General features: G+C 54.5%; 21 protein-coding genes. 1 reads left to right on the forward strand and 20 read right to left on the reverse strand.

Going from position 1 to position 22,243, the window contains the following annotated elements; translation table 11 throughout:
- Window positions 1-181: 181 nt before the first annotated feature.
- On the forward strand, window positions 182-1,669 hold the full coding sequence (locus tag N9C89_RS08980) for a DEAD/DEAH box helicase (protein WP_263953543.1): 1,488 nt from the start codon (window positions 182-184) through the stop codon (window positions 1,667-1,669).
- A gap of 70 nt (window positions 1,670-1,739) precedes the next feature.
- On the opposite strand, the gene N9C89_RS08985 is transcribed toward N9C89_RS08980, so the two are convergent.
- The 20 genes from N9C89_RS08985 to N9C89_RS09080 form a co-directional block, all read right to left on the reverse strand.
- The gene (locus tag N9C89_RS08985) at window positions 1,740-3,416 is read right to left on the reverse strand and encodes a ribonuclease J (protein WP_263953544.1); all 1,677 of its coding nucleotides are present in this window, start codon (window positions 3,414-3,416) and stop codon (window positions 1,740-1,742) included.
- Window positions 3,413-4,192 carry a type III pantothenate kinase gene (locus tag N9C89_RS08990; RefSeq protein ID WP_263953545.1) on the reverse strand — a complete coding sequence of 260 codons (780 nt, stop codon included), beginning with the start codon at window positions 4,190-4,192 and terminating at the stop codon, window positions 3,413-3,415. Before N9C89_RS08990 ends, N9C89_RS08985 begins: the two co-directional genes overlap by 4 nt.
- Window positions 4,193-4,202: 10 nt before the next feature.
- Entirely contained in the window at window positions 4,203-4,967 is a 765-nt protein-coding gene (locus N9C89_RS08995) for a biotin--[acetyl-CoA-carboxylase] ligase (RefSeq protein ID WP_263953546.1), read from the reverse strand.
- On the reverse strand, window positions 4,957-6,396 hold the full coding sequence (gene nuoN, locus N9C89_RS09000; RefSeq protein WP_263953547.1) for an NADH-quinone oxidoreductase subunit NuoN: 1,440 nt from the start codon (window positions 6,394-6,396) through the stop codon (window positions 4,957-4,959). The genes N9C89_RS08995 and nuoN overlap by 11 nt, the downstream gene beginning before the upstream one ends.
- 11 nt (window positions 6,397-6,407) lie before the next feature.
- Window positions 6,408-7,949, reverse strand: coding sequence for an NADH-quinone oxidoreductase subunit M (locus N9C89_RS09005; protein WP_263953548.1), 1,542 nt, complete (start codon window positions 7,947-7,949; stop codon window positions 6,408-6,410).
- 2 nt (window positions 7,950-7,951) lie between these two features.
- The gene (nuoL, locus tag N9C89_RS09010; protein WP_263953549.1) at window positions 7,952-10,081 is read right to left on the reverse strand and encodes an NADH-quinone oxidoreductase subunit L; all 2,130 of its coding nucleotides are present in this window, start codon (window positions 10,079-10,081) and stop codon (window positions 7,952-7,954) included.
- Window positions 10,082-10,087: 6 nt separating this feature from the next.
- Window positions 10,088-10,393: an NADH-quinone oxidoreductase subunit NuoK gene (gene nuoK / locus N9C89_RS09015; RefSeq protein ID WP_263953550.1), complete on the reverse strand. Its 306-nt coding sequence runs from the start codon at window positions 10,391-10,393 to the stop codon at window positions 10,088-10,090.
- Between the two features lie 87 nt (window positions 10,394-10,480).
- Window positions 10,481-11,098, reverse strand: coding sequence for an NADH-quinone oxidoreductase subunit J (locus N9C89_RS09020; protein ID WP_263953551.1), 618 nt, complete (start codon window positions 11,096-11,098; stop codon window positions 10,481-10,483).
- A 102-nt stretch (window positions 11,099-11,200) separates the two neighbouring features.
- Entirely contained in the window at window positions 11,201-11,695 is a 495-nt protein-coding gene (gene nuoI, locus N9C89_RS09025; protein ID WP_263954427.1) for an NADH-quinone oxidoreductase subunit NuoI, read from the reverse strand.
- The gene (nuoH, locus tag N9C89_RS09030; RefSeq protein ID WP_263953552.1) at window positions 11,695-12,732 is read right to left on the reverse strand and encodes an NADH-quinone oxidoreductase subunit NuoH; all 1,038 of its coding nucleotides are present in this window, start codon (window positions 12,730-12,732) and stop codon (window positions 11,695-11,697) included. The genes nuoI and nuoH overlap by 1 nt, the downstream gene beginning before the upstream one ends.
- Window positions 12,733-13,002: 270 nt before the next feature.
- On the reverse strand, window positions 13,003-15,021 hold the full coding sequence (gene nuoG / locus N9C89_RS09035) for an NADH-quinone oxidoreductase subunit NuoG (protein ID WP_263953553.1): 2,019 nt from the start codon (window positions 15,019-15,021) through the stop codon (window positions 13,003-13,005).
- 4 nt (window positions 15,022-15,025) lie between these two features.
- Window positions 15,026-16,321, reverse strand: a complete 1,296-nt coding sequence (gene nuoF, locus N9C89_RS09040) for an NADH-quinone oxidoreductase subunit NuoF (RefSeq protein WP_263953554.1) — start codon at window positions 16,319-16,321, stop codon at window positions 15,026-15,028.
- 40 nt (window positions 16,322-16,361) lie between these two features.
- A complete protein-coding gene (locus N9C89_RS09045; protein WP_263953555.1) occupies window positions 16,362-16,586 on the reverse strand; it encodes a DUF5337 domain-containing protein in 225 nt (74 codons plus the stop codon).
- A gap of 3 nt (window positions 16,587-16,589) precedes the next feature.
- Window positions 16,590-17,222, reverse strand: a complete 633-nt coding sequence (locus N9C89_RS16185) for an NADH:ubiquinone oxidoreductase (RefSeq protein ID WP_394358495.1) — start codon at window positions 17,220-17,222, stop codon at window positions 16,590-16,592.
- A gap of 147 nt (window positions 17,223-17,369) precedes the next feature.
- Window positions 17,370-18,470 carry an NADH-quinone oxidoreductase subunit NuoE gene (gene nuoE, locus N9C89_RS09055; RefSeq protein WP_263953556.1) on the reverse strand — a complete coding sequence of 367 codons (1,101 nt, stop codon included), beginning with the start codon at window positions 18,468-18,470 and terminating at the stop codon, window positions 17,370-17,372.
- A complete protein-coding gene (locus N9C89_RS09060) occupies window positions 18,470-19,678 on the reverse strand; it encodes an NADH-quinone oxidoreductase subunit D (protein WP_263953557.1) in 1,209 nt (402 codons plus the stop codon). Before N9C89_RS09060 ends, nuoE begins: the two co-directional genes overlap by 1 nt.
- 3 nt (window positions 19,679-19,681) lie before the next feature.
- Entirely contained in the window at window positions 19,682-20,575 is an 894-nt protein-coding gene (locus N9C89_RS09065) for a sulfotransferase (RefSeq protein ID WP_263953558.1), read from the reverse strand.
- A gap of 1 nt (window position 20,576) precedes the next feature.
- Window positions 20,577-21,188, reverse strand: a complete 612-nt coding sequence (locus N9C89_RS09070; RefSeq protein ID WP_263953559.1) for an NADH-quinone oxidoreductase subunit C — start codon at window positions 21,186-21,188, stop codon at window positions 20,577-20,579.
- A 5-nt stretch (window positions 21,189-21,193) separates the two neighbouring features.
- Window positions 21,194-21,727, reverse strand: a complete 534-nt coding sequence (locus N9C89_RS09075; protein ID WP_263953560.1) for a NuoB/complex I 20 kDa subunit family protein — start codon at window positions 21,725-21,727, stop codon at window positions 21,194-21,196.
- Window positions 21,718-22,083 carry an NADH-quinone oxidoreductase subunit A gene (locus tag N9C89_RS09080; protein ID WP_263953561.1) on the reverse strand — a complete coding sequence of 122 codons (366 nt, stop codon included), beginning with the start codon at window positions 22,081-22,083 and terminating at the stop codon, window positions 21,718-21,720. Before N9C89_RS09080 ends, N9C89_RS09075 begins: the two co-directional genes overlap by 10 nt.
- Between the last annotated feature and the right edge of the window lie 160 nt (window positions 22,084-22,243).

Consider the following 22,243-nt stretch of genomic DNA (forward strand, 5'->3'; position numbering starts at 1 on the left):
AGACCGCAAAAACAGGCGATATATTTAACAATTTCAGGCAAATACTGCGCTCAAGTTGACCCAGAGCCCGATCTGGGCTATTGGATTGGCGCATCTGCATGCTGCAGAGACCACCGCCGGGACGCTCTGGAACTCTGCGTCCCTCAACCTTACGGTCCGATACCGTAAATGATGGACATACATGACTAAATTCTCAGATTTGAAACTTGATCCCAAGGTTCTCAAGGCCGTTACGGCCGCCGGATATGATACTCCGACCCCAATTCAGGCGGGTGCGATTCCCCCTGCTCTCGAAGGACGCGATGTTTTGGGGATCGCGCAAACAGGTACAGGTAAGACTGCGAGCTTTACGCTGCCGATGATTACCTTGCTGTCAAAAGGCCGCGCGCGCGCACGTATGCCGCGCAGCCTAGTTCTCGCCCCTACACGTGAATTGGCCGCGCAGGTTGCGGAAAACTTTGACATCTACGCAAAGGGGACGCGCCTGACCAAAGCATTGCTGATTGGCGGCGTATCTTTCAAAGAGCAAGACATGCTGATTGATCGCGGCGTTGACGTTTTGATCGCAACACCTGGTCGTCTGCTTGATCATTTCGAGCGCGGCAAACTGCTCCTCACGGGCGTTCAGATCATGGTTGTGGATGAAGCAGACCGGATGCTTGATATGGGCTTTATCCCCGATATCGAACGCATCTTCAGCCTCACGCCATTTACCCGCCAAACGCTGTTTTTCTCGGCCACTATGGCGCCGGAAATCAAGCGGATCACCAACACATTCCTCTCGGCTCCTGCCAAAGTTGAAGTGGCACGTGCTGCGACGACGAGCGAGAATATCGAGCAAGGCGTTGTGCTGATGAAGCCAAGCCGTAAGGATCGGACCGCTAAGGAAAAACGCGATATCCTGCGCGCAATTGTGGAGCAAGAAGGCGAAGGCTGCTCAAACGCCATTGTTTTCTGTAACCGCAAGCGCGATGTTGATATCGTTGCTAAATCTCTGAAAAAGCACGGCTATAATGCAGAGCCGATCCACGGCGACCTTGATCAATCCAAGCGTATGGAAGTTCTTCAAGGCTTCCGCGATGGAGATCTTCGTTTCCTCTGCGCATCAGACGTTGCTGCGCGCGGACTTGATATTCCGGCCGTGAGCCACGTGTTCAACTTCGACGTTCCGAGCCATGCCGAAGATTACGTTCACCGTATTGGCCGAACAGGTCGCGCGGGGCGGAAGGGCAAGGCATTCATGATTTGCTCGCCTCAAGACGAGAAGAACCTTGCTGATATCGAGAAACTGGTGAAGCAGGAAATTCCACGCCTCGAAAACCCGATTGCTACGCCTGTCGAAGAGGCAAAGGATGCTTCCGAAGAAAAGCCGAAGCGGGGTCGTCGTCGTAAGAGCGATAAATCTGAAGAGTCCGCGGCGAAACCTGTTGAAGCAAGTGACAACAGTGCAGCAACAGAAACAGTGCAGACAGAGAAAACTGCTTCTGAGAAGTCTGACAAACAAAAAGACAATCAAAGCGACAACCGTAGCAAAAAGCCTGCTCGCGAGTCGCAACGTGGCCGTGGCCGGAACGACAAAAACCGTGGCGACAACGGCGTTGTCGGCATGGGCGATCACATGCCCGGCTTTATTGCGATGAGCTTTGACGAGCGCCGCGCGGCAAGCTAACACACTCAATCAACAAACAAAAAAGGCAGCCGCATTTGGCTGCCTTTTTTGTTTTGAACACTAAGCTCGTTTAGTTTTCGAGCAAACGGCTCACAACAACGGTAACTTCTGGCTTTTTACCAATCTCGTCCTGTGCGGAACGACGCGCGGCTTTTCGAATTTGGTCTTCAATCTTGTCATCATCCGCCAAAGTTTTGGCGTCCATCCGCATCAACACGTGACCAAGATCAGTTTCGACAACATCAACAAGTTCTGCACTGCTTCGCCCAAAGCGCGGTAGGCCCATGATCTCGACCCATGGATCGCCGAGCGGAGAATCCTCTTCGTCAATGATAATGCTCACCATGATATGCCCATTCAGAGCCATGCGAATACGCTCGCGCACAACGCCATCCAAAGCACCGATCTTCACCGATCCGTCAAGATAGGTGCGGCCTGAATCGATATACTCTACCACCTCGGGACGGTTGCCCGAGAGATTGATCATCATACCATTTACAGCAACAACGCTCGCCAGCCCCTTTTGTTCGCCGAGCTTTGCGTGCTGGCGTAAGTGGCGGTGCTCGCCGTGCATCGGGATGAGCATCTGCGGTTGCATGATCTCGTGAACTCGCTCCAGATCAGGGCGGTTGGCATGACCGGACACGTGGTAAAGGCCACCGTCGTCGTCAACGATATCAACACCCATTTCAGAGAAAGCGTTCATGATATTGATCACGCCGCGTTCATTGCCGGGAATGGTCTTGGACGAGAAGAGAAGCAGATCGCCCTCTTTCATCGACATTCCAAGGTATTTTCCGCGTGATAGCTGCGCAACCGCTGCACGGCGCTCGCCTTGCGATCCGGTGGCCAACAGCATGAGGTTCTCGCGCGGTATGTCGCGCGCTTCTTCAACGGGTACAACCGTTGGGAAATCTTTCAAAATGCCGGTTTCGACACCTGCCGTCACCATCCGCCGCATAGCCCGACCAAGCAAAACAACAGAGCGCCCTGCCCTGTGGCCTGCTTCAGCAAGCGTTTTAAGACGCGCAACGTTGCTGGCGAAAGTCGTCGCAACAACCATGCCCTTGGCCTCTTTTACGAGCCGTTCAATCTCTGGGCCGACTGTTTTCTCGGAGCGGCCTGCTTTGGGCGAAAATACGTTGGTTGAATCACAAACCAGCGCCTTCACGCCGGGTTTGGCGATTTCAGCCCAAAGCTCTGGGCTAAAGGGCTCGCCAATAATCGGAGTTTCATCCAACTTGAAATCGCCAGTGTGAACAATTCGCCCTGCTGGCGTATCAATTACAAGACCAGAACTTTCAGGAATGGAGTGCGCAACGGGCATAAAGCTGACCGCAAATGGGCCTGCTTCAACCACTTCCGGATAGGGCGAAACTGTATGAACCTCTTGCGGATCCGCGCCCTGCTCTTCCATTTTGCGGCGGGCGTGGTGGGCCGTAAAGGCGCGCGCATAAACCACGGGATGACCAAGCTGATGCCATAGATGCGAAAGGCCGCCAATATGGTCTTCGTGAGCGTGGGTGATGAAAACAGCTTCGATACGCTCTTTGTTTTCCTCAAGCCACGTTACGTCGGCCATAATCAGGTCTACGCCTGGTGTGCTGTCCATATCAGGGAATGCGACGCCGATGTCGACAACGATCAACCGCTCCTTGCCCTTGGGGCCGTAGCCGTAAACATAGGTGTTCATGCCGATTTCACCGGCACCACCAAGCGGAAGATAAATCAGACGGTCTCTGCTCATAAAGCGGGGTTTTCCTTGTTATATTTATGTATGACCGTCAAACCATGCATGGTGAGATCATCTTCGAATTTGTCAAAAAGTGCATGCCCCTGTTGAAACAGAGGTGCTAGTCCGCCGGTCGAGATAACCCGCATCGGGCGGTCTCGTTCGGCTTTGATCTGTTCGCATATCCCGTTCACGAGGCCAACGTAACCCCAAAAAACACCTGACTGCATACAGGCGACCGTATTGGTACCTATGACATTAGCGGGTTTGGTGACGTCCACATGGGGCAAAGCAGCTGCTGCTTGGTGCAACGCTTCGAGGCTGAGGTTGACCCCAGGCGCAATCACACCTCCGATATAGGCACCATCGCTGGCCACCACATCAAAGGTTGTTGCAGTGCCAAAATCGACCACGATCAAGTCACCGCCGTAAAGATCATACCCCGCAACCGTATTCACCAATCGATCCGGCCCAACAGCAGTTCCCGCATCTACACGCACATCAACTGGAAGCGCACATTCTGGTTTCCCAACGACCAGCGGGCGCGTGTTGAAATATCGGTCAGCGAACACACGCAGGTTAAACACGACGCGCGGAACGGTTGAGGAAATGATGACTTCGGTGATCGTCACGTCCAGTTTTTGCATCTGCATCAGCGTAGAAAGCCAGACGTAATACTGATCGGCGGTGCGCTGATGCTCGGTCGAGGCGCGCCATGTGGCAAGAAATTTCTCGCCGTCCCAGATGGAAAACACGGTATTTGTATTGCCGCAATCAATCGCCAGAAGCATTCAAGGCCTCCTAAAAGAAAACATCCGCAGCCGGAATCGCCATGCGCCCTGCCGCCGTTACGAGGATCAGGTTGCCACGTTCGTCCACAGTTTCAAAGGTTCCATGCCATTCCTGATTGCCGGTACGGGCCCGAATGGTTTCGCCAAGGCGTGCAGCTCGCGCCAACCATGCCTCTCGAATTGGGGCAAAGCCATAGGTTTGGAACTGTTGCTCATATTTGTTGAACGCGGCGGCAAGAAGATCAAGAAACTCCTCTGGCGTCACCCGAACACCGGTTTCAGAGACGAGGTCAACCGGCGGCACCGCCCCCTCTTCGACCTCATCCTTGCCTGGCGCGCCGACCAAATTGACACCCACGCCGATGAATAGCTGTACGTCCCCGCCTTGTGCGGCAGCACTTTCAAGCAAGATGCCAGCAAGCTTCCCCCCATTGAGAAGCACATCATTCGGCCATTTAAGCGCGAAAGGCGCGGTACGCCCCGTAGCCGCAACAAGGGCATCATAGAGCGCAAGCGCGGTAACAAAACTTCTTAGAGCGACGGTTTCAGGCGGGTCAGGTAACCGAACTGCAAGCGTTGCGGCAAAATTGCCCATTGGCATTGCCCATGCACGACCTCGCCGACCGCGCCCCGCTGTTTGCATATGTGAGAGAATCCAAGTCGGACCAGCGAGGCCAGACGCTTGCCGCGCGGCCTCGCTCAATGTGCTGTCACACGTGGCAAGAACCTGACGCCCATATCCATGGGGCCAGTTTGCCGTTGGATTAGTTGACAAGGGCAACCGCGGCGGCTTTGGCCATAGCCTCAACGCCGAACATATTCACAATGCCAAGCACCATTACCGCAGCAGACACCATCAGAACGCCCCAAAGTACAGGAGATGTCGGGCGGTCTAGCGGATCAGTTTCCTCGCCGAAGTACATGTAGTACACGATGCGCAGGTAGTAGAAGGCGCCGATCACAGACGCAATCACACCGGCAACAGCGAGCCAAACAAGTCCACCCTGAACAGCGGCATTCAGCACCCAGAACTTACCGAAGAAGCCGAGCATTGGCGGAACACCAGAGAGGCTGAACATCAGGACAAGTAGCGCCAGCGCACGAAGAGGTTCGCGAGTGGAGTATTGGTTCAGGCTCGCAATATCAGTTACAGGCTTGCCGTCTTTCTCAAGCGAAAGAATGAACGCAAATGTACCGAGGTTCATGGTGACATAGATCGCCATATAGATAAGCATCGCCTGAACACCGGTTTCTGTTCCGGCAGCAAGGCCCATAAGTGCGAAACCCATGTGAGCGATGGAGCTATAGGCCATCAGGCGTTTGATGTTCTTTTGGCCAATCGCGGCGATCGAACCGAGGAACATCGACAGCACAGAAATCAATGCTACGATTTGGCTCCAATCTCCAACGGTTGCACCAAAGGCATCAAACACAACACGTGCAAAGAGCGCCATCGCGGCCACTTTCGGAGCAGTGGCGAAGAACGCAGTGATCGGTGTTGGCGCACCCTCGTAAACATCCGGTGTCCACATGTGGAATGGAACGGCGGAAACTTTAAACGCGAGGCCCGTCATGATGAACACGAGACCGATGAGCATGCCGATTGGCAGATGCTCGCCCTCTACTGAGGCAACGATATCAGAGAACAACGTTGTGCCGGTATAGCCATACACGAACGACGCCCCATAAAGCAGCATCCCTGAGGACAGCGCACCAAGAACAAAATATTTCAGACCTGCTTCAGTAGATTTCACCGATGTCCGGTTCATGGAGGCAACCACGTATAGCGACAGGGACTGTAGCTCTAGGCCGACATAAAGTGCGAGAAGGTCGCCCGCGGAGACCATCATCATCATCCCGACAACCGCCAAGGCGACAAGGATTGGATACTCAAAACGCAGCAGGTTCTGCTTTGCTAGGTAATCCTGACTCATGATAAGGATCAGCGCCGCAGAGAATAAGATCACAACCTTGGCAAACCGCGAGAACGCGTCGTCCACAAAGGCCCCGTTAAAGGCAGTTTGCGCGCCGTCTCCGGCAACCGCTATCCAGAGACCAAGCACCGCCATCAAACCCGCCGTTGCCCAGAGGATCAAAGGCGCAGCTTTGTCCTTGCTGGTATAGACGCCAAACATCAGGAGGCCCATGGCCGAAACGGCGAGGATCAGTTCCGGAAGAACAGTGGAAATATCTGCAGAGAGCATCGGACCCACCCTTAGTGTGTTGCTGTAGTTGCAGCTTCGACCACAGCGGGCAAAGCAGCGTTATAGTTTGTGATAAGCGCCTCGACCGAGGGGCCGATGATATCGGTGACCAAGCTTGGGTAGACACCCAAAAGCAGCGTCATGAATACAAGCGGCGCAAAGATCGCCTTTTCGAGGCTTGTCATATCCTTGATGGTTTTGAGACTCTCTTTGATGAGGTCCCCCATAACCACGCGACGATAAAGCCAGAGCGCGTAAGCCGCCGAGAAGATGACACCCGATGCCGCAAAGAGCGCGATCCATGTGTTCACTTGGAAAATGCCCATGATAACGAGGAATTCACCAATAAAGCCCGACGTTCCAGGCAGGCCGACGTTCGCCATTGTGAAGAACATAAAGATAAGAGCGTACGCTGGCATCCGGTTTACAAGGCCACCATAGGCATCGATCTCGCGGGTGTGCATCCGATCATAGATCACGCCCACACAGAGGAAGAGCGCGCCGGAGATAAAGCCGTGGCTGATCATCTGGAAGATCGCACCGTCGATACCTTGCTGGTTTACCGCAAAGATACCCATGGTCACGTAACCCATGTGGGCAACGGAGGAATAGGCAATCAGTTTTTTCATGTCGTTCTGAACAAGCGCGATGAGGCTTGTGAACACAATCGCGATGGCCGAGATGATAAGAATAAAACAGGCAAGCTGCTCTGCACCAACCGGGAACATCGGCAAGCTGAACCGTAGGAAGCCATAGCCGCCCATTTTCAGCAGGATCGCCGCAAGCACAACGGAGCCTGCAGTAGGCGCTTGAACGTGTGCATCCGGAAGCCAGGTGTGGACAGGCCACATCGGCATCTTCACCGCAAAGCTGGCAAAAAACGCGAGGAACACGAGGGTCTGCGCACCGCCAATGATGCTAAAGCCCAGAATGCTAATGGTTTCGCTATTGAACTCATGCGTCAGCAGGTCAACGATATCGGTTGTTCCTGCATCCATATACATGGCGATCATCGCAACCAGCATCAGCACCGAACCGATGAAGGTATAAAGGAAGAACTTGAACGCAGCATAGATGCGATCCTTGCCACCCCAGATACCAATGATCAGGAACATCGGGATAAGGCCCGCCTCAAAGAAGACGTAGAATAGGATCAGATCAAGCGCGACAAACACACCGATCATCAGCGTTTCAAGGATCAAGAACGCGATCATGTATTCCTTGACGCGGGTCTTGACGTTCCAACAGGACAGAACAACCAGCGGCATCAGGAATGTGGTGAGCATCACGAACAGAACCGAGATCCCGTCAACGCCCACTTTATAGGTAAAGCCCATGATCCAGTCGGCTTCTTCGACAAACTGGAAACCGGTATTGCTCGCGTCAAAGCCCATCAGGATCGCAAGGCTCACGAGGAATGTGATCGTCGTGGCCGCAAGCGCGAGCCACTTGGTATTTCGTTGGGCAAACTCGTCATCGCCGCGCAGGAAGAGCGCAAGGATTACGGCACCAAACAGCGGAATAAATGTGACGATGGAAAGGAGGTTTTCCATAATTATTCAGCCCCTCCGCTGATAGTCATCCATGTAATGAGAACCACAAGCCCAACCACCATGGCCAAAGCATAGTGGAACAAGTAGCCCGATTGGGCGCGGCCTGCGCGTTGTGTGAAGAACGGGATAATCCCCATGGCAACCCCGTTGATGAAGCCGTCGATCACCAATCCGTCGACTTTCTTCCAGAGGAATTTACCAAGCCGCAGCGCGCCTTTCACGAAGATCACGTCATAGACCTCGTCGAAGTACCATTTGTTCAGCAGGAACTGGTACATGCGGTGCTGGCTCTTGGCCAAACGCTTCGGCAGGCTCGTATCCTTGATGTAGAAGAGATACGCCAACCCGAGGCCCAGGAGCATCGCGACGAACGGCGATACTTTGACCCACTTAGGTGCGTGGTGTGCCTCGTCCATCACGTGGTTATCAGGGTGTGTGTAAACAGCGCCCTGCCCTTTGGTCCAACCTGCGGCGTGAGCGGTTTCTTCACCAGGCCCATCTGTTGCGTGCTCGTCGGAGTGATCGTCATTCGTCGCAACAGCATGATCATCCGCATGATCGTCACCATGGCCGTCGGCTTCTGCAACTTCGTGATGGGATGGAACGCCGTAGAACTTGTTCACATCGTCGTGGCTTCCAAAGAAGCTGCCGAACCAGATCATGCCCGAGAGAACCGCACCAAGCGCGAGTACACCGAGCGGGATCAACATAACCATTGGGCTTTCATGCGCGTGATCATGCGTGTGCTTATCGCCACGCGCCTCGCCAAAGAAAGTCATGAACATCAGGCGCCAGCTATAGAAGCTTGTCATGAAGGCCGCGATAACCAGCATCCAGAAGGCATAGAGCCCAACGCCAGTATGCGCGCCCCAAGCACTCTCGATAATCGCGTCTTTAGACAGGAAGCCCGCGAAACCGATTGTTGTAAGCGGAACACCGACACCGGTAATGGCAAGCGTACCAATCAGCATCGCATAATATGTCATCGGAATTTTCTTCCGCAGACCGCCGTAATGGCGCATGTCTTGCTCGTGATGCATGGCGTGGATCACCGAGCCGGCACCAAGGAAGAGCATCGCTTTAAAGAATGCGTGCGTGAAGAGGTGGAACATCGCAGCGGAGTAAACACCAACACCCGCAGCAACGAACATATACCCGAGCTGTGAACAGGTAGAGTAAGCAATCACACGTTTAATATCGTTCTGAACGAGGCCAACAGTAGCGGCAAAGAACGCTGTTGTTGCACCGATCACAACGATGATCGAGGTTGCCGTTGGCGCAAATTCCATCAGCGGCGACATGCGACAAACGAGGAAAACACCCGCGGTAACCATTGTCGCGGCGTGGATCAGGGCCGAAACAGGTGTCGGGCCTTCCATCGCGTCCGGAAGCCAAGTGTGGAGGAAAAGCTGCGCTGATTTACCCATCGCACCAATGAACAGCAGGAAGGCCAGAAGGTTGGCCGCATTCCAATCGGTCCAGAGGAAATGAAGCTCTGTTTCTGCGAGGGTTGGCGCGGCGGCGAACACATCGTCGAAGTTGATCGAACCTGTGAGCATGAAGAGGCCGACGATCCCGAGCACAAAACCAAAGTCACCAACGCGGTTCACGATAAACGCTTTCATCGCAGCGGCATTCGCGCTTGGTTTGCGGTAGTAGAAGCCGATCAGCAAGTATGAGGCAACGCCCACGCCTTCCCAGCCAAAGAACATCTGAACGAGGTTGTCCGCTGTCACCAGCATCAGCATCGTAAAGGTAAAGAAGCTAAGGTAGGCAAAGAACCGTGGCTTATAGCTTTCGCCCTTTTTCCACTGGGGATCATGATCCATATACCCAAAGGAATAGAGGTGAACGAGGCTTGATACGGTCGTCACAACGATCAACATGATCGCGGTAAGACGATCTAGACGAATTGACCAAGAAGTATCCAGCGCGCCGGACTGAATCCACGTCAGGATGTGGATATAGCGGGTCTCGCCATCAAATCCGAGGAACACGATCCAGCTCAGGAATGCAGCAAGGAACAACAGTCCCGTTGTTACATACTGTGCGCCTTTCTCGCCGATGTAGCGCCAGCCAAAGCCGGCGATCAACGCGCCCACGAGCGGGGCAAAGAGAATGATTTTTTCCATGATGCCCTAGCCCTTCATCACATTGACGTCTTCAACCGCGATGGTGCCACGGTTACGGAAGAAAACCACAAGGATCGCAAGGCCGATGGCGGCCTCGGCGGCGGCAACCGTGAGGATAAACAGGGTAAACACCTGCCCCACAAGATCGCCCAAGAAGCTTGAGAAAGCGACGAAGTTGATGTTGACCGCGAGCAACATGAGCTCGATCGACATCAGGATCACGATCACATTTTTCCGGTTCAGGAAGATCCCGAAAATCCCGATGACGAACAAAGCCGCCGCCACCGCTAGATAATGCTCAAGTCCGACCATATTTCAGTCCTCGTCCTTCTCGTTCTTCGTTGCGCGGTATGTTCCGCGCGCGTTCAATCGCGCCCATTTTTCAGGGCGCTTGTTCTTTTACGACAAGCCCTGTCCCGGCTTTACGTCGATAACTTCCATGGCTTTCGCAGGGTCGCGGTGCATCTGGGCAAGCACATCCTGACGCTTCACATCCTTGCGGTGTGTCATTGTCAGAAGAATTGCGCCAATCATCGCCACGAGCAGGATCAGACCCGCGCCTTGGAAGAGATAGATGTAATCGTCATAGATGATTTGGCCGAGCGCCGCAGTGTTCTGTACATCATCCGCTGCGGGAGCAGCAGACATCAGCGAAGATTGCGCCGTATCAGCAAACTGCCAAACGGTGATTGCAAGGCCGATTTCCATCAGCAACACCACACCAATCAGAATGGCGAAGGGTACAAACGTCGCCATTTCCCCGCGTAATTCAGCGAAATCAACATCAAGCATCATCACCACAAAGAGGAAGAGAACCGCGACGGCCCCCACGTATACGATCACCAGAAGCATCGCCACGAACTCCGCTCCAAGCAGAACAAATAGCCCTGCTGAAGAAATGAACGCGAGGATAAGCCACAGCACCGAGTGCACAGGGTTGCGAGACACAACCACGAACAGCCCCGCCGTGACCACGGTGATCGCGAAGACATAAAAGGCGAAATCTGCAATGCCCATTTTACTGTCCTTCTTCCTGTCCCCTGCGGGACGTTTCTCTGCCCTCTTGGGGCGTTGTCTTCTGGCGCCGGACGTGCTGCCGATGCCTGTTATGCGCGACCCTTAGCGGTAAGGCGCATCAATCTCGAGGTTCCGCGCAATCTCGGCTTCCCATTGTTCGCCGTTGGAAAGGAGTTTTTCCTTGTCATAGAAAAGCTCTTCGCGGGTTTCAGTGGCGAACTCGAAGTTCGGCCCTTCGACAATCGCATCCACCGGACAGGCTTCTTGGCAGAAACCGCAGTAGATGCATTTAGTCATGTCTATGTCGTACCGCGTTGTGCGGCGGCTACCGTCTTCGCGTGGCTCAGCGTCAATTGTGATCGCCTGTGCGGGGCAAACCGCTTCGCAAAGCTTACATGCGATGCAACGCTCTTCGCCATTCGGATAACGGCGCAGCGCGTGTTCGCCACGGAAACGCGGGCTGATTGGCCCTTTTTCATGCGGGTAGTTGATCGTTGCTTTGGGGGCAAAGAAATACTTCAACCCAAGCTGGAAGCCCTTAACGAAATCCGCCAGCAGGAAGTATTTCGCGGCGCGGGTGTAATCCATAGCCATAATCAGCCTCCGATCGCCCAGCGGGCATAGGCTCCGCCAAAGGCACCAAATTGAGCAAGGAACGCAACGATCACGACCCAAGCCAGCGACAGCGGCAGGAATACTTTCCAACCAATGCGCATGAGTTGGTCATAGCGGTAACGCGGTGTAATCGCTTTAACCATCGCGAAGATGAAGAAGAAGAACGCCATCTTGCCGACCATCCAGAGCACACCATCAGGCAGGCCCGGAATTGGCGACAGCCAGCCGCCGAAGAACAACAAGCTCATCAGGGCGCACATCAGGAAGATCGCGATATATTCGCCTGCCATAAAGAGCAGGAACGGAGTCGCGGAGTATTCAACCTGATAACCGGCCACAAGCTCGGATTCCGCTTCGGGAAGATCGAAAGGTGGGCGGTTTGTTTCGGCCAAGGCGCTGATAAAGAACAGGAATACCATCGGCAAATGCGGCAACCAGTACCAGCTAAAGAAGCCGTAAGCACCATCTTGAGCACGCACGATGTCGCTAAAGTTCATTGAACCGGTCGAAAGGATCACACCGATAATGATCAGTCCGATCGACACTTCGTAAGAGATCATCTGCGCTGCGGAACGAAGCGAACCAAGGAATGGATACTTCGAGTTCGAGGCCCAACCGCCCATGATCACGCCATAAACTTCAAGCGAGGACACCGCGAACACAAAGAGGATCGCCACGTTGATATCGGAAAGAACCCAGCCGTCATTGAACGGGATCACTGCCCAAGCCACCATCGCCAAAACAAAGCTTGTCAGCGGAGCGAGAAAGTAAACCGGTTTATCGGCACCTGCGGGCACCACGACCTCTTTGACGACATATTTCAACGCGTCAGCAACAGATTGCAAAACACCCCATGCCCCAACAACGTTCGGACCGCGGCGCATCTGAACCGCCGCCCAGATCTTCCGGTCGCCATAGACCAGAAACAGAAGGGAAATCATCACAAACGCCACGACAGCAAGACACTGCGCGACGATGATCACAAAGATTCCCCAAGGGGTTGAAAAGAACTCAGCCATAGATCCTCACACCGTCGGTATCCCAATTTCTGTGCCACCCGCTCGGGCGCGTGGCGCCTGTGTTTCGAGCGCGGTCGCGAGGGAATGGGTTTGGTGTGCTGTAAACAGCATCCCCACACCAATTTCCACCCTCAACATTCGCAATTGCGCCCCACACGGGCACAAAAATTCTTTGTTGCGCAAATACATCCGCGAAAGGCGCGCTTACAGCAGGTCGCCCTGCCCCCATGCGCCTAACATCTGCGGCGATATGTCTTTGCGTTTGTTGCATTATTCTGCTGCTACGGCCTCTTGGCTGCGTGCTTTTACATTGGCGGAGAGCTCGGCCATAAGCTGGCTCGCCCGCGCAATCGGGTTGGTCAGATAGAAATCTGTTACCGCATTCACGAAATCCGCTTTGGCCGGTTTGCGCAGCGGCACCCGTTTCCATGCGTTTTCCGGCACTTCGTCGATATTGCCAAGGTGCGGAACAGCCTCGATCAAGGCCTGGCGGAGCGCCCCAAGGGAATCATACGGCAATGTCGCGCCAAGCTCGGCGGATAGCGCACGTAGGATCGCCCAGTTTTCTTTGGCTTCGCCCGGCGCGAACCCTGCGCGTTGCGCAAGCTGCGGTCGGCCTTCGGTATTCACGAAAACACCGCTCTCTTCGGTATATGCAGCAGAAGGCAGGATCACGTCAGCGCGATGCGCCCCGCGATCTCCGTGGCTGCCTTGATAGATTACAAATGCACCTGGCGCGATTTCGATTTCATCCGCACCAAGGTTGTAAACAGCTTCAGCACCATCAAGCGCCGCTGTTACGCCGCCTTCTGTCACTGCGCCAACATCAATCGCGCCCACGCGGCTCGCAGCCGTGTGCAGCACCATGAATTTGCTTTCAGTGGTTTCGGCAAACTTCATCGCTTGGCTCAAAACAGCCTCGCCGTCAGCTTCTTGAAGCGCACCTTGGCCAACGATCACGATGGTGTCTTTGCCGAGCGCGTCTGTATGTTCACCTTCGTTCAGCTTCACCAGATCTGCGCGGCTCGTACCAAGATGGAAATATTCATATGTCAGGTCAGCCGCTTCACCAATCACACCGATTTTCGCGCCTGCAAGCCAAGCTTTGCGGATGCGCGCGTTCAGAACGGGCGCTTCCACGCGTGGGTTGGTGCCGATGAGCATGATCGCTTTCGCGGTATCAAGGTCCTCGACAGTTGCCGTGCCAACATAGGCGGAGCGGTTACCTGTTGGCAGTTTCGCGCCATCAGTACGGCACTCAACGTTGCCGCCCTGCCCCTCTACCAATTGCTTAAGCGCAAAGGCTGCTTCGACGGGCGCAAGATCGCCAACCAGACCGGCCAGTTTCTTCCCCTTAATGCCAGCGGCCGCCGCAGCGAGCGCTTCACCCCAGCTTGCTTTGCGGAGCTTACCGTTTTCACGGATATATGGCGTATCAAGGCGCTGACGACGTAGACCATCCCAAACAAAGCGCGTCTTATCGGAAATCCACTCCTCGTTCACACCGTCGTTGTTGCGCGGAACAATCCGCTTCACTTCACGGCCCTTGGTGTCGACGCGGATGTTGCTACCGAGCGCGTCCATCACGTCGATGGTTTCGGTCTTGGTCAATTCCCACGGACGGACGGTAAAGGCATAGGGTTTGCTGGTCAGCGCACCAACGGGGCAAAGATCAATGATGTTGCCTTGAAGGTTGCTGTCGAGCGTTTCGTTTAGATAGCTTGTGATTTCCGCATCTTCGCCACGGCCAGTTTGGCCCATCTGCGAAATGCCGGCAACCTCGGTTGTAAACCGCACGCAGCGTGTACAAGAGATACAGCGGGTCATCGTTGTTGAAACCAGCGGGCCGAGATCAAGATCATCTACTGCGCGCTTTGGCTCATTGTAACGGTTCTCAGAGATACCATAGGCCATCGCCTGATCCTGAAGATCGCACTCGCCACCCTGATCGCAAATCGGGCAATCCAGCGGGTGGTTGATGAGCATAAACTCCATCACACCTTCGCGGGCCTTCTTCACCATAGGAGAGTTTGTTTTCACAACAGGCGGCTGTCCCTCTGGGCCAGGGCGCAAATCGCGCACCTGCATCGCACAAGACGCTGTTGGCTTGGGCGGTCCGCCCACAACCTCAACAAGGCACATCCGGCAGTTGCCAGCAATCGTCAGACGCTCGTGATAACAGAACCGCGGAATTTCAACGCCAGCCTGCTCGCACGCCTGAATAAGAGTCATCGCGGGATCAACTTCGATCTCTGTCTCGTCGATGATGATTTTGCGTAGGTCAGTCATGGGCTTACTCCGCCGCCACGGCGCTTACACGCCCTGTTTTCTTGTGTTTAATCCGGTCTTCGATCTCGTTGCGGAAGTGGCGCACAAGACCTTGGATCGGCCATGCAGCCGCGTCGCCAAGCGCACAGATCGTGTGGCCCTCAACCTGCTTGGTCACGTCAAGAAGCATGTCGATTTCCTCGACTTCTGCATCTCCGGTGACCAAACGATCCATCACGCGCATCATCCAGCCAGTACCTTCACGGCATGGCGTACACTGGCCGCAGCTTTCGTGTTTGTAGAACTTGCTGAGGCGCCAGATCGCTTTGATAACATCTGTGGATTGATCCATCACGATAACCGCCGCAGTCCCAAGGCCAGAACGCTGCTCACGGAGCCAGTCAAAATCCATGATCGCTTCATCAGCGATATCTTTTGGCAAAAGCGGAACCGAAGAGCCCCCTGGAATAACCGCCTTGAGGTTGTCCCAACCGCCACGAACACCGCCGCAATGGCGCTCAAGAAGCTCACGCAAAGGGATCGACATTTCTTCTTCGACAACGCAAGGGTTCACAACGTGGCCCGAAATACCAAAGAGCTTGGTGCCAGCGTTGTTTGGGCGGCCCATGGAGCTAAACCACTCCGCACCGCGCCGCATGATTGTCGGGATAACCGCAATCGATTCAACGTTGTTCACTGTGGTTGGACAGCCATAGAGACCCGCGCCAGCAGGGAACGGCGGCTTCATGCGCGGCATACCCTTCTTGCCCTCTAGGCTCTCAAGCAGCGCGGTTTCCTCGCCGCAAATGTATGCGCCAGCACCGTGATGCAAATAGAGGTCAAAATCCCAACCCGATTTCGCGGCGTTTTTGCCCAACAGGCCTGCGTCATAGCATTCGTCAATCGCAGCCTGTAGCGCTTCGCGTTCGCGAATAAATTCGCCGCGGATGTAGATATAACAGGCGTGCGCGCCCATCGCGAAAGAGGCCATCAACGCGCCTTCGATCAGCGTATGCGGGTCGTGACGCATAATCTCGCGGTCTTTACATGTACCGGGCTCGGATTCATCGGCGTTGATTACGAGGTACGCAGGGCGGCCATCGCTTTCTTTGGGCATGAACGACCACTTCAGACCAGTCGGGAAGCCCGCACCACCACGCCCGCGCAAACCAGAGGACTTTGCTTCGTTGATGATCCAGTCACGGCCCTTCTTGATGATGCCCGCAGTTCCATCCCAATGCCCACGCGATTTCGCGCCCGCAAGGCTGCGATCGTGCATTCCGTACAGGTTGGTAAAGATCCTGTCTTGATCCTTGAGCATCCTCGTCATCCTTCAATTCCCGGGGGCAGCCCCCGACGTGTTATTTCTGGCGCGCGCGCCAAATTTGATATCCTACAACCACCGACCAAACGAAGCCGGCTCCTGCCATAAGGTCAAACAACAGCCGCGTCCGTTGCGACCAGTCCAGCATTGACCCGAGCGATTGGGCCGCAACCCAGAAAATGGCGGTTCCGGCAATCACAAGCGCCAACATGCGCCCTTTTGCCTGCACCTTGTCTTCTGGGCCGCTGCCCTTTTGTGTCATCTCCTAGCCTTTCTTCCGGCTGGAAAATTCGGTCTCGCCGCCCTCGGCGAGGATTTTTGCTTGATCTACCCAGCCATCACGCTCGATACGACCTTTGAACTTCAGGCGCTCATCAACCCAAGCGATCTCTGCAGCGCCCCACTTGGCCACCTGATCAAAATGCCAGATGCCGAGTTCGTTCAGAGTAGATTCAAGTTTCGGTCCCACGCCCTTGAGTTTCTTGAGGTCATCCGCGCCCGCTTTCCGTGGCGCTTTCATCGTGCGCGGCTTCTTCTCTGCAGCAGGTGCCGGTGCAAGGGTTTCCTCTTTGATCGGTTCCGGAACAACTTCTTTCGCCATAGGTGGAGTTACAGGAGCAACGGGAACCGGATCTTGTTCGGCAACTGGCTCTGGTGCCGCTTCAAAAGTGCTTGCGGCTTGTTCTGCAGTCGTGACTTCCTGCTCGCCAAAGCAGAAATAGTAGCGCAGAGCAAAACCTACACCGGCGGCAACGGCAACTCCGATGATCAAGGCAACAATCGTTGCAAGTCCAAGCTGGCCACGCAAAATCAGGAACGCTGCCAATCCAAGCAAAACGCCAATGATCCAACACATGTTCGCACAGGTAAAAAAGCCGGATTCTTGAGTTTTAGTCATACATAACTCCCTCGAAAAAATGTTTTATCTCAACACGTTGCGCACGAATCCGAACAGAGATCGCAGCAATGCGCCCTGTTTGGTTTCGTGAGTATGTGTGTTGGTTTCTCATTGTCTTCTCGTCGTTATTTACGGGGTTATGTAGCCTTAGTCCTCGTCGTAAACCCCGCCCTTTTCTACTTTCTTGGAAAATGCTGTTTTGCCGCCTTCAGCAAGAATTTTGGCCTGAGCGATCCAGTCATCGCGCTCGATCCGGCCTTTGAACTTCAAGCGTTCATCAACCCATTTGATCTCTGCCGGACCCCATTTTGCGACCTGGTCATAATGCCAAATTCCCAACTCGTTTAGGGTCGTTTCAAGCTTTGGGCCAACACCCTTTAGTTGCTTGAGATCATCTGCGCCTGCTTTGCGCGGCTTAGCCATCGTGCGCGGCTTTTTCTCTTTCACCGTTTTCGCTGCTTCTGCGCTTGCGGCTTTCTTCTGTGCGGGTTTTGCCGGTGGCTTTGCGGCGGCCTTCTTGGGGGCAACATTCGCTTTCGATTTGCCGAGCCAAGGTGTGATAAGCGGAACTTCTTCACCGTCAATCCGCTTGATCGTATCACCAAGATCAACAGCCCGTTGCGCAGAAGCGTTGTATTGCGTTTTACCGCTTTCGTGCTCCGTAAGCGACGTCAGGCCAGAAAGCGGCTCCGCAGCGTAGCGGCCATTTTGCGGGCCAGGAACAGGCACGCGACCCGCGGCCAATTCCGCCATCAACTCGCGGAATTTCTCCGCGGTAAGGTCTTCGTAGTAATCCTTGCCGATTTGCGCCATCGGCGCGTTCGCACAAGCGCCGAGACACTCGACCTCTTCCCACGAGAACTTACCATCAGCCGACAGTTCATGCGGCTTTTCGTTGATAAGCTCTTTACACACAGCAACCAAATCTTCAGCCCCACAGATCATGCAGGAGGTCGTGCCGCAAATCTGAATATGTGCAACTGAACCAACAGGTTGAAGCTGGAACATGAAATAGAAAGACGCCACTTCAAGAGCACGAATATGAGCCATGCCAAGCATATCGGCGACATATTCAATCGCGGGGCGCGACAGCCAGCCTTCTTGCTCTTGGGCACGCCACAAAAGCGGAATGATCGCGCTGGCCTGACGGCCCTCGGGATACTTGGTTACCTGCGCCTGCGCCCATGCGCGGTTGGCTTCGGTAAAGGCGAAACTCTCGGGTTGGGTTGCGTGTAGACGGCGTAGCATTAGCGGTCGATCTCCCCGAACACGACGTCCATCGTGCCGATAATTGCGGCCACGTCGGCCAGTTGGTGGCCACCGGCCACATAGTCCATAGCTTGCAAATGCAGATACCCCGGAGCGCGGATTTTGCTGCGATAAGGTTTGTTGGTGCCGTCGGCCACAAGGTACACGCCAAACTCGCCTTTGGGGGCCTCAACCGCCGCGTAGACTTCACCGGCAGGAACGTGGAACCCTTCGGTGTAGAGTTTGAAGTGGTGGATCAACGCTTCCATCGAGGTTTTCATATCGCCCCGCTTCGGCGGCGTCAGCTTACCTCGCGCCAGAACATCACCCGGCTCGTTGCGTAGCTTTTCACAGGCTTGCTTAATGATCTTGAGGCTTTCGCGCATCTCCTGCATCCGCACGAGATAACGGTCGTAGCAGTCGCCGTTCTTGCCAACGGGAATGTCGAACTCGAACTCGTCATAGCACTCATAAGGCTGTGCACGGCGCAAATCCCACGCAAGGCCGGAGCCGCGTACCATCACGCCAGAGAAACCCCAATCAAGGATATCCTGCTCGGATACGATCCCGATATCAGCGTTACGTTGCTTGAAAATTCGGTTCTCGGTGAGCAACCCGTCAATATCGCTAAGGACATTCGGGAATGTATCTGCCCAAGTATCAATGTCTTCGATAAGGTCCGGCGGCAGATCCTGATGGACACCACCAGGGCGGAAATATGCGGCGTGGAGGCGCGCGCCACAGGCCCGCTCGTAAAACACCATAAGCTTTTCACGCTCTTCAAAGCCCCAGAGCGGCGGCGTCAGCGCGCCAACGTCCATCGCTTGTGTCGTGACGTTCAAGAGGTGATTGAGGATACGGCCAATCTCGGAATAGAGAACGCGGATAAGCTGCGCACGGCGCGGTACCTCTGTTCCGGTTAGCTTTTCGATGGCAAGGCACCATGCGTGCTCCTGGTTCATCGGGGCCACGTAATCAAGCCGGTCGAAATACGGGAGGTTCTGGAGATACGTACGGCTCTCCATCAGCTTTTCGGTACCGCGGTGAAGAAGGCCGATATGCGGATCGCACCGCTCGACAATCTCGCCATCAAGCTCAAGCACAAGGCGCAAAACACCGTGAGCCGCAGGGTGCTGTGGCCCGAAGTTGATGTTGAAATTGCGGATTTTCTGTTCGCCCGTCAGAACGTCTTCGAAATTTCCGTCCATATCTTACACCTTCGTCATATTCTGCTGCCAGCGGTCGGGAAGAGCCCCGAAACGCGCTTCTACGGCGGCGTATTGTGGCGCGAGTAGCTGGCTTAGGCCGGCCCGTCGCGTATCATCAAGCGGGAATGTCGCCCCTGCGTGCACGGGTCGATGCGTTTTGGCGGGCATCGGTGCAATCATCAGGAAGCGGCAGAGAGTTTCAATCGTGGCCTGATCAAACAGGCGCTCAAAAAACAGCACAAGACGATCAGCACTTGGGACAGCGGCAAACAACCGATCAAGCGTTCCAGCGTAATCGCTCCGCAGGAACGAAGGATGCCCTTCCCCGCTTAAGATGCTGTCGGCAATGCGATTGCTGATCTTCGCCATCTCTGCGTTGCTCTTTGCGCGCGCGTCCGCGACCATCCGGATATTACTCCAAAGTCGTTCAACAGGATCGCGCAGTATATAGATAAACTTGGTCGTCTGTCCCAATCCGGCCATCATCTTCAGCGTAGCCTTAGACAACAGAGCATAGGCTGGCGTGATGTCAGCGGTCAATTTAGCGTTCGTTCTTGCCGCCTCGGCTTGCTGATACTCAGAATATGCCTCTGGGGAATAACCAAGCTCAAGCAATGCGGAGACCTGCTTCAAACGTTCAATCCGGCTCGCAAGTTTTCGTTTCTTTCCTTCCGCGGAAATGAGCCTGCGCAATTCAAGGGTAACGATGTCTTGCTGAATTTCTTCATTCCGTTTGATCAAGGCACGTTCGGGCGTATCGGTGTCTGCATCATCAAAATAATGCAGTTCCTTTACTGCTGGTGAGGCTACCTCTGGATGCGACTCAAGGAATTTGAACAACCAAGACGTTCCCGCCTTGGCAGCCCCAATTCCAAAAAGATGAGTCGCGTTCGACATATCAGCCTTTTGCCTCGTCTGCTTTATCATCGCCAGGGAGGATGTACTCTGCACCTTCCCAAGGGGACATGAAATCAAACTGGCGGTATTCCTGCGTGAGGCTTACGGGTTCGTAAACAACGCGTTTTTCGATCTCGTCATAACGCACTTCGGTATAGCCCGTTGTCGGGAAATCCTTGCGCAGCGGATGCCCGCGGAAGCCATAATCTGTGAGAATACGGCGCAGGTCCGGATGGCCGGAAAACAGGATACCGTACATGTCAAAAACTTCGCGCTCGAACCAGTTTGCAGCCGGATAAACAGTAACGATCGAAGGCACCATATCGTCTTCGCGCACCATAACGCGCAGGCGAATACGATGGTTCTGGTACATCGACAGGAAGTGATACACCACGTCAAACCGCTTCTCACGGCTTGGGTAATCAACCGCAGTAACGTCGACAAGCGTCGAGAAACGGCAGGTCCGGTCTGTCTTTAGAAACTCGACAAGCCCGACAAGCGCGTCCGGCGTGACATCAACAGTCAACTCGTCAAATGCAATCGAGTAGCCGATCACACAGTTGGGCCGCTTTAGTTCGATATAGGCGCCCAGTTCGTTCAATGCTTCAGACATAGAGCCTACCTCGTGATCGTGCCGGTGCGGCGGATTTTGCGTTGTAGTTGCAGGATGCCGTACATCAGCGCCTCAGCAGAGGGCGGGCAACCCGGCACATAGATATCAACCGGAACGATCCGGTCGCATCCGCGCACAACGGAATAGGAATAATGATAGTACCCGCCACCATTTGCGCAGGAGCCCATTGAAATTACATAGCGCGGCTCTGGCATCTGGTCGTAAACCTTGCGCAGCGCAGGAGCCATCTTGTTGGTCAGAGTACCGGCAACAATCATCACGTCGGATTGGCGCGGAGAAGCCCGAGGCGCGAAGCCGTAACGCTCCACGTCATAGCGCGGCATCGCCGTATGCATCATCTCGACCGCACAACATGCCAGCCCGAATGTCATCCAGTGCAGCGAGCCAGTACGCGCCCAATTTATGATGTCTTCGCTAGATGTCAGCAAAAAGCCTTTGTCCTGAAGCTCTGTGTTCAGGGCTTGGGTCGCGACGTCTTTGTCAACGCCCGCTTGGTTTGGCGACGTACTTAGTCCCATTCCAGAGCTCCTTTTTTCCATTCATAGGCAAAGCCGATTGTCAGAACCGCAAGGAACGCCATCATTGACCAGAACCCAACCAGCCCTACATCTTTGAATGCAACTGCCCACGGGAAGAGGAAGGCAATCTCGAGGTCAAAAATGATGAAGAGGATCGCAACCAGATAGAACCGTACATCAAACTTCATGCGGGCATCATCAAATGCGTTAAATCCGCATTCGTAGGCCGACACTTTTTCCGGATCTGGGTTACGCACCGCGATGATCACAGCCGCGAGAATCAAGACGACCCCCAGCGCAATGGCGATTCCCAAGAAAACAAGGATGGGGAGGTATTCTCTTAGCAGCTCTTCCACGTATGGCTCCTTTGGTTGTGCCTGTGCACATGCCTAATAGCTTGTCGTGGTTTACTCTTGCCTCTTGCCTTGGTCAACCGAGGCGAGGGTCACTTTCACATTGTTTTTGCGGATTATTTGCCGCAGTTCAGACATCTTTAAGCTGATAAAAATAATCAGG

It is taken from the genome of Halocynthiibacter sp. SDUM655004 (assembly GCF_026015885.1).
GTDB classification, from domain to species: Bacteria; Pseudomonadota; Alphaproteobacteria; order Rhodobacterales; family Rhodobacteraceae; genus Falsihalocynthiibacter; species Falsihalocynthiibacter halioticoli.

Coding starts and splice junctions, on each gene's coding strand:
- N9C89_RS08980 (WP_263953543.1), top strand. CDS start 182: ATGACTAAATTCTCAGATTTGAAACTTGATCCCAAGGTTCTCAAGGCC.
- N9C89_RS08985 (WP_263953544.1), bottom strand. CDS start 3,416: ATGAGCAGAGACCGTCTGATTTATCTTCCGCTTGGTGGTGCCGGTGAA.
- N9C89_RS08990 (WP_263953545.1), bottom strand. CDS start 4,192: ATGCTTCTGGCGATTGATTGCGGCAATACAAATACCGTGTTTTCCATC.
- nuoN (WP_263953547.1), bottom strand. CDS start 6,396: ATGCTCTCTGCAGATATTTCCACTGTTCTTCCGGAACTGATCCTCGCC.
- N9C89_RS09005 (WP_263953548.1), bottom strand. CDS start 7,949: ATGGAAAACCTCCTTTCCATCGTCACATTTATTCCGCTGTTTGGTGCC.
- nuoL (WP_263953549.1), bottom strand. CDS start 10,081: ATGGAAAAAATCATTCTCTTTGCCCCGCTCGTGGGCGCGTTGATCGCC.
- nuoK (WP_263953550.1), bottom strand. CDS start 10,393: ATGGTCGGACTTGAGCATTATCTAGCGGTGGCGGCGGCTTTGTTCGTC.
- N9C89_RS09020 (WP_263953551.1), bottom strand. CDS start 11,098: ATGGGCATTGCAGATTTCGCCTTTTATGTCTTCGCGATCACCGTGGTC.
- nuoH (WP_263953552.1), bottom strand. CDS start 12,732: ATGGCTGAGTTCTTTTCAACCCCTTGGGGAATCTTTGTGATCATCGTC.
- nuoG (WP_263953553.1), bottom strand. CDS start 15,021: ATGACTGACCTACGCAAAATCATCATCGACGAGACAGAGATCGAAGTT.
- nuoF (WP_263953554.1), bottom strand. CDS start 16,321: ATGCTCAAGGATCAAGACAGGATCTTTACCAACCTGTACGGAATGCAC.
- N9C89_RS09045 (WP_263953555.1), bottom strand. CDS start 16,586: ATGACACAAAAGGGCAGCGGCCCAGAAGACAAGGTGCAGGCAAAAGGG.
- N9C89_RS16185 (WP_394358495.1), bottom strand. CDS start 17,222: ATGACTAAAACTCAAGAATCCGGCTTTTTTACCTGTGCGAACATGTGT.
- nuoE (WP_263953556.1), bottom strand. CDS start 18,470: ATGCTACGCCGTCTACACGCAACCCAACCCGAGAGTTTCGCCTTTACC.
- N9C89_RS09060 (WP_263953557.1), bottom strand. CDS start 19,678: ATGGACGGAAATTTCGAAGACGTTCTGACGGGCGAACAGAAAATCCGC.
- N9C89_RS09065 (WP_263953558.1), bottom strand. CDS start 20,575: ATGTCGAACGCGACTCATCTTTTTGGAATTGGGGCTGCCAAGGCGGGA.
- N9C89_RS09070 (WP_263953559.1), bottom strand. CDS start 21,188: ATGTCTGAAGCATTGAACGAACTGGGCGCCTATATCGAACTAAAGCGG.
- N9C89_RS09075 (WP_263953560.1), bottom strand. CDS start 21,727: ATGGGACTAAGTACGTCGCCAAACCAAGCGGGCGTTGACAAAGACGTC.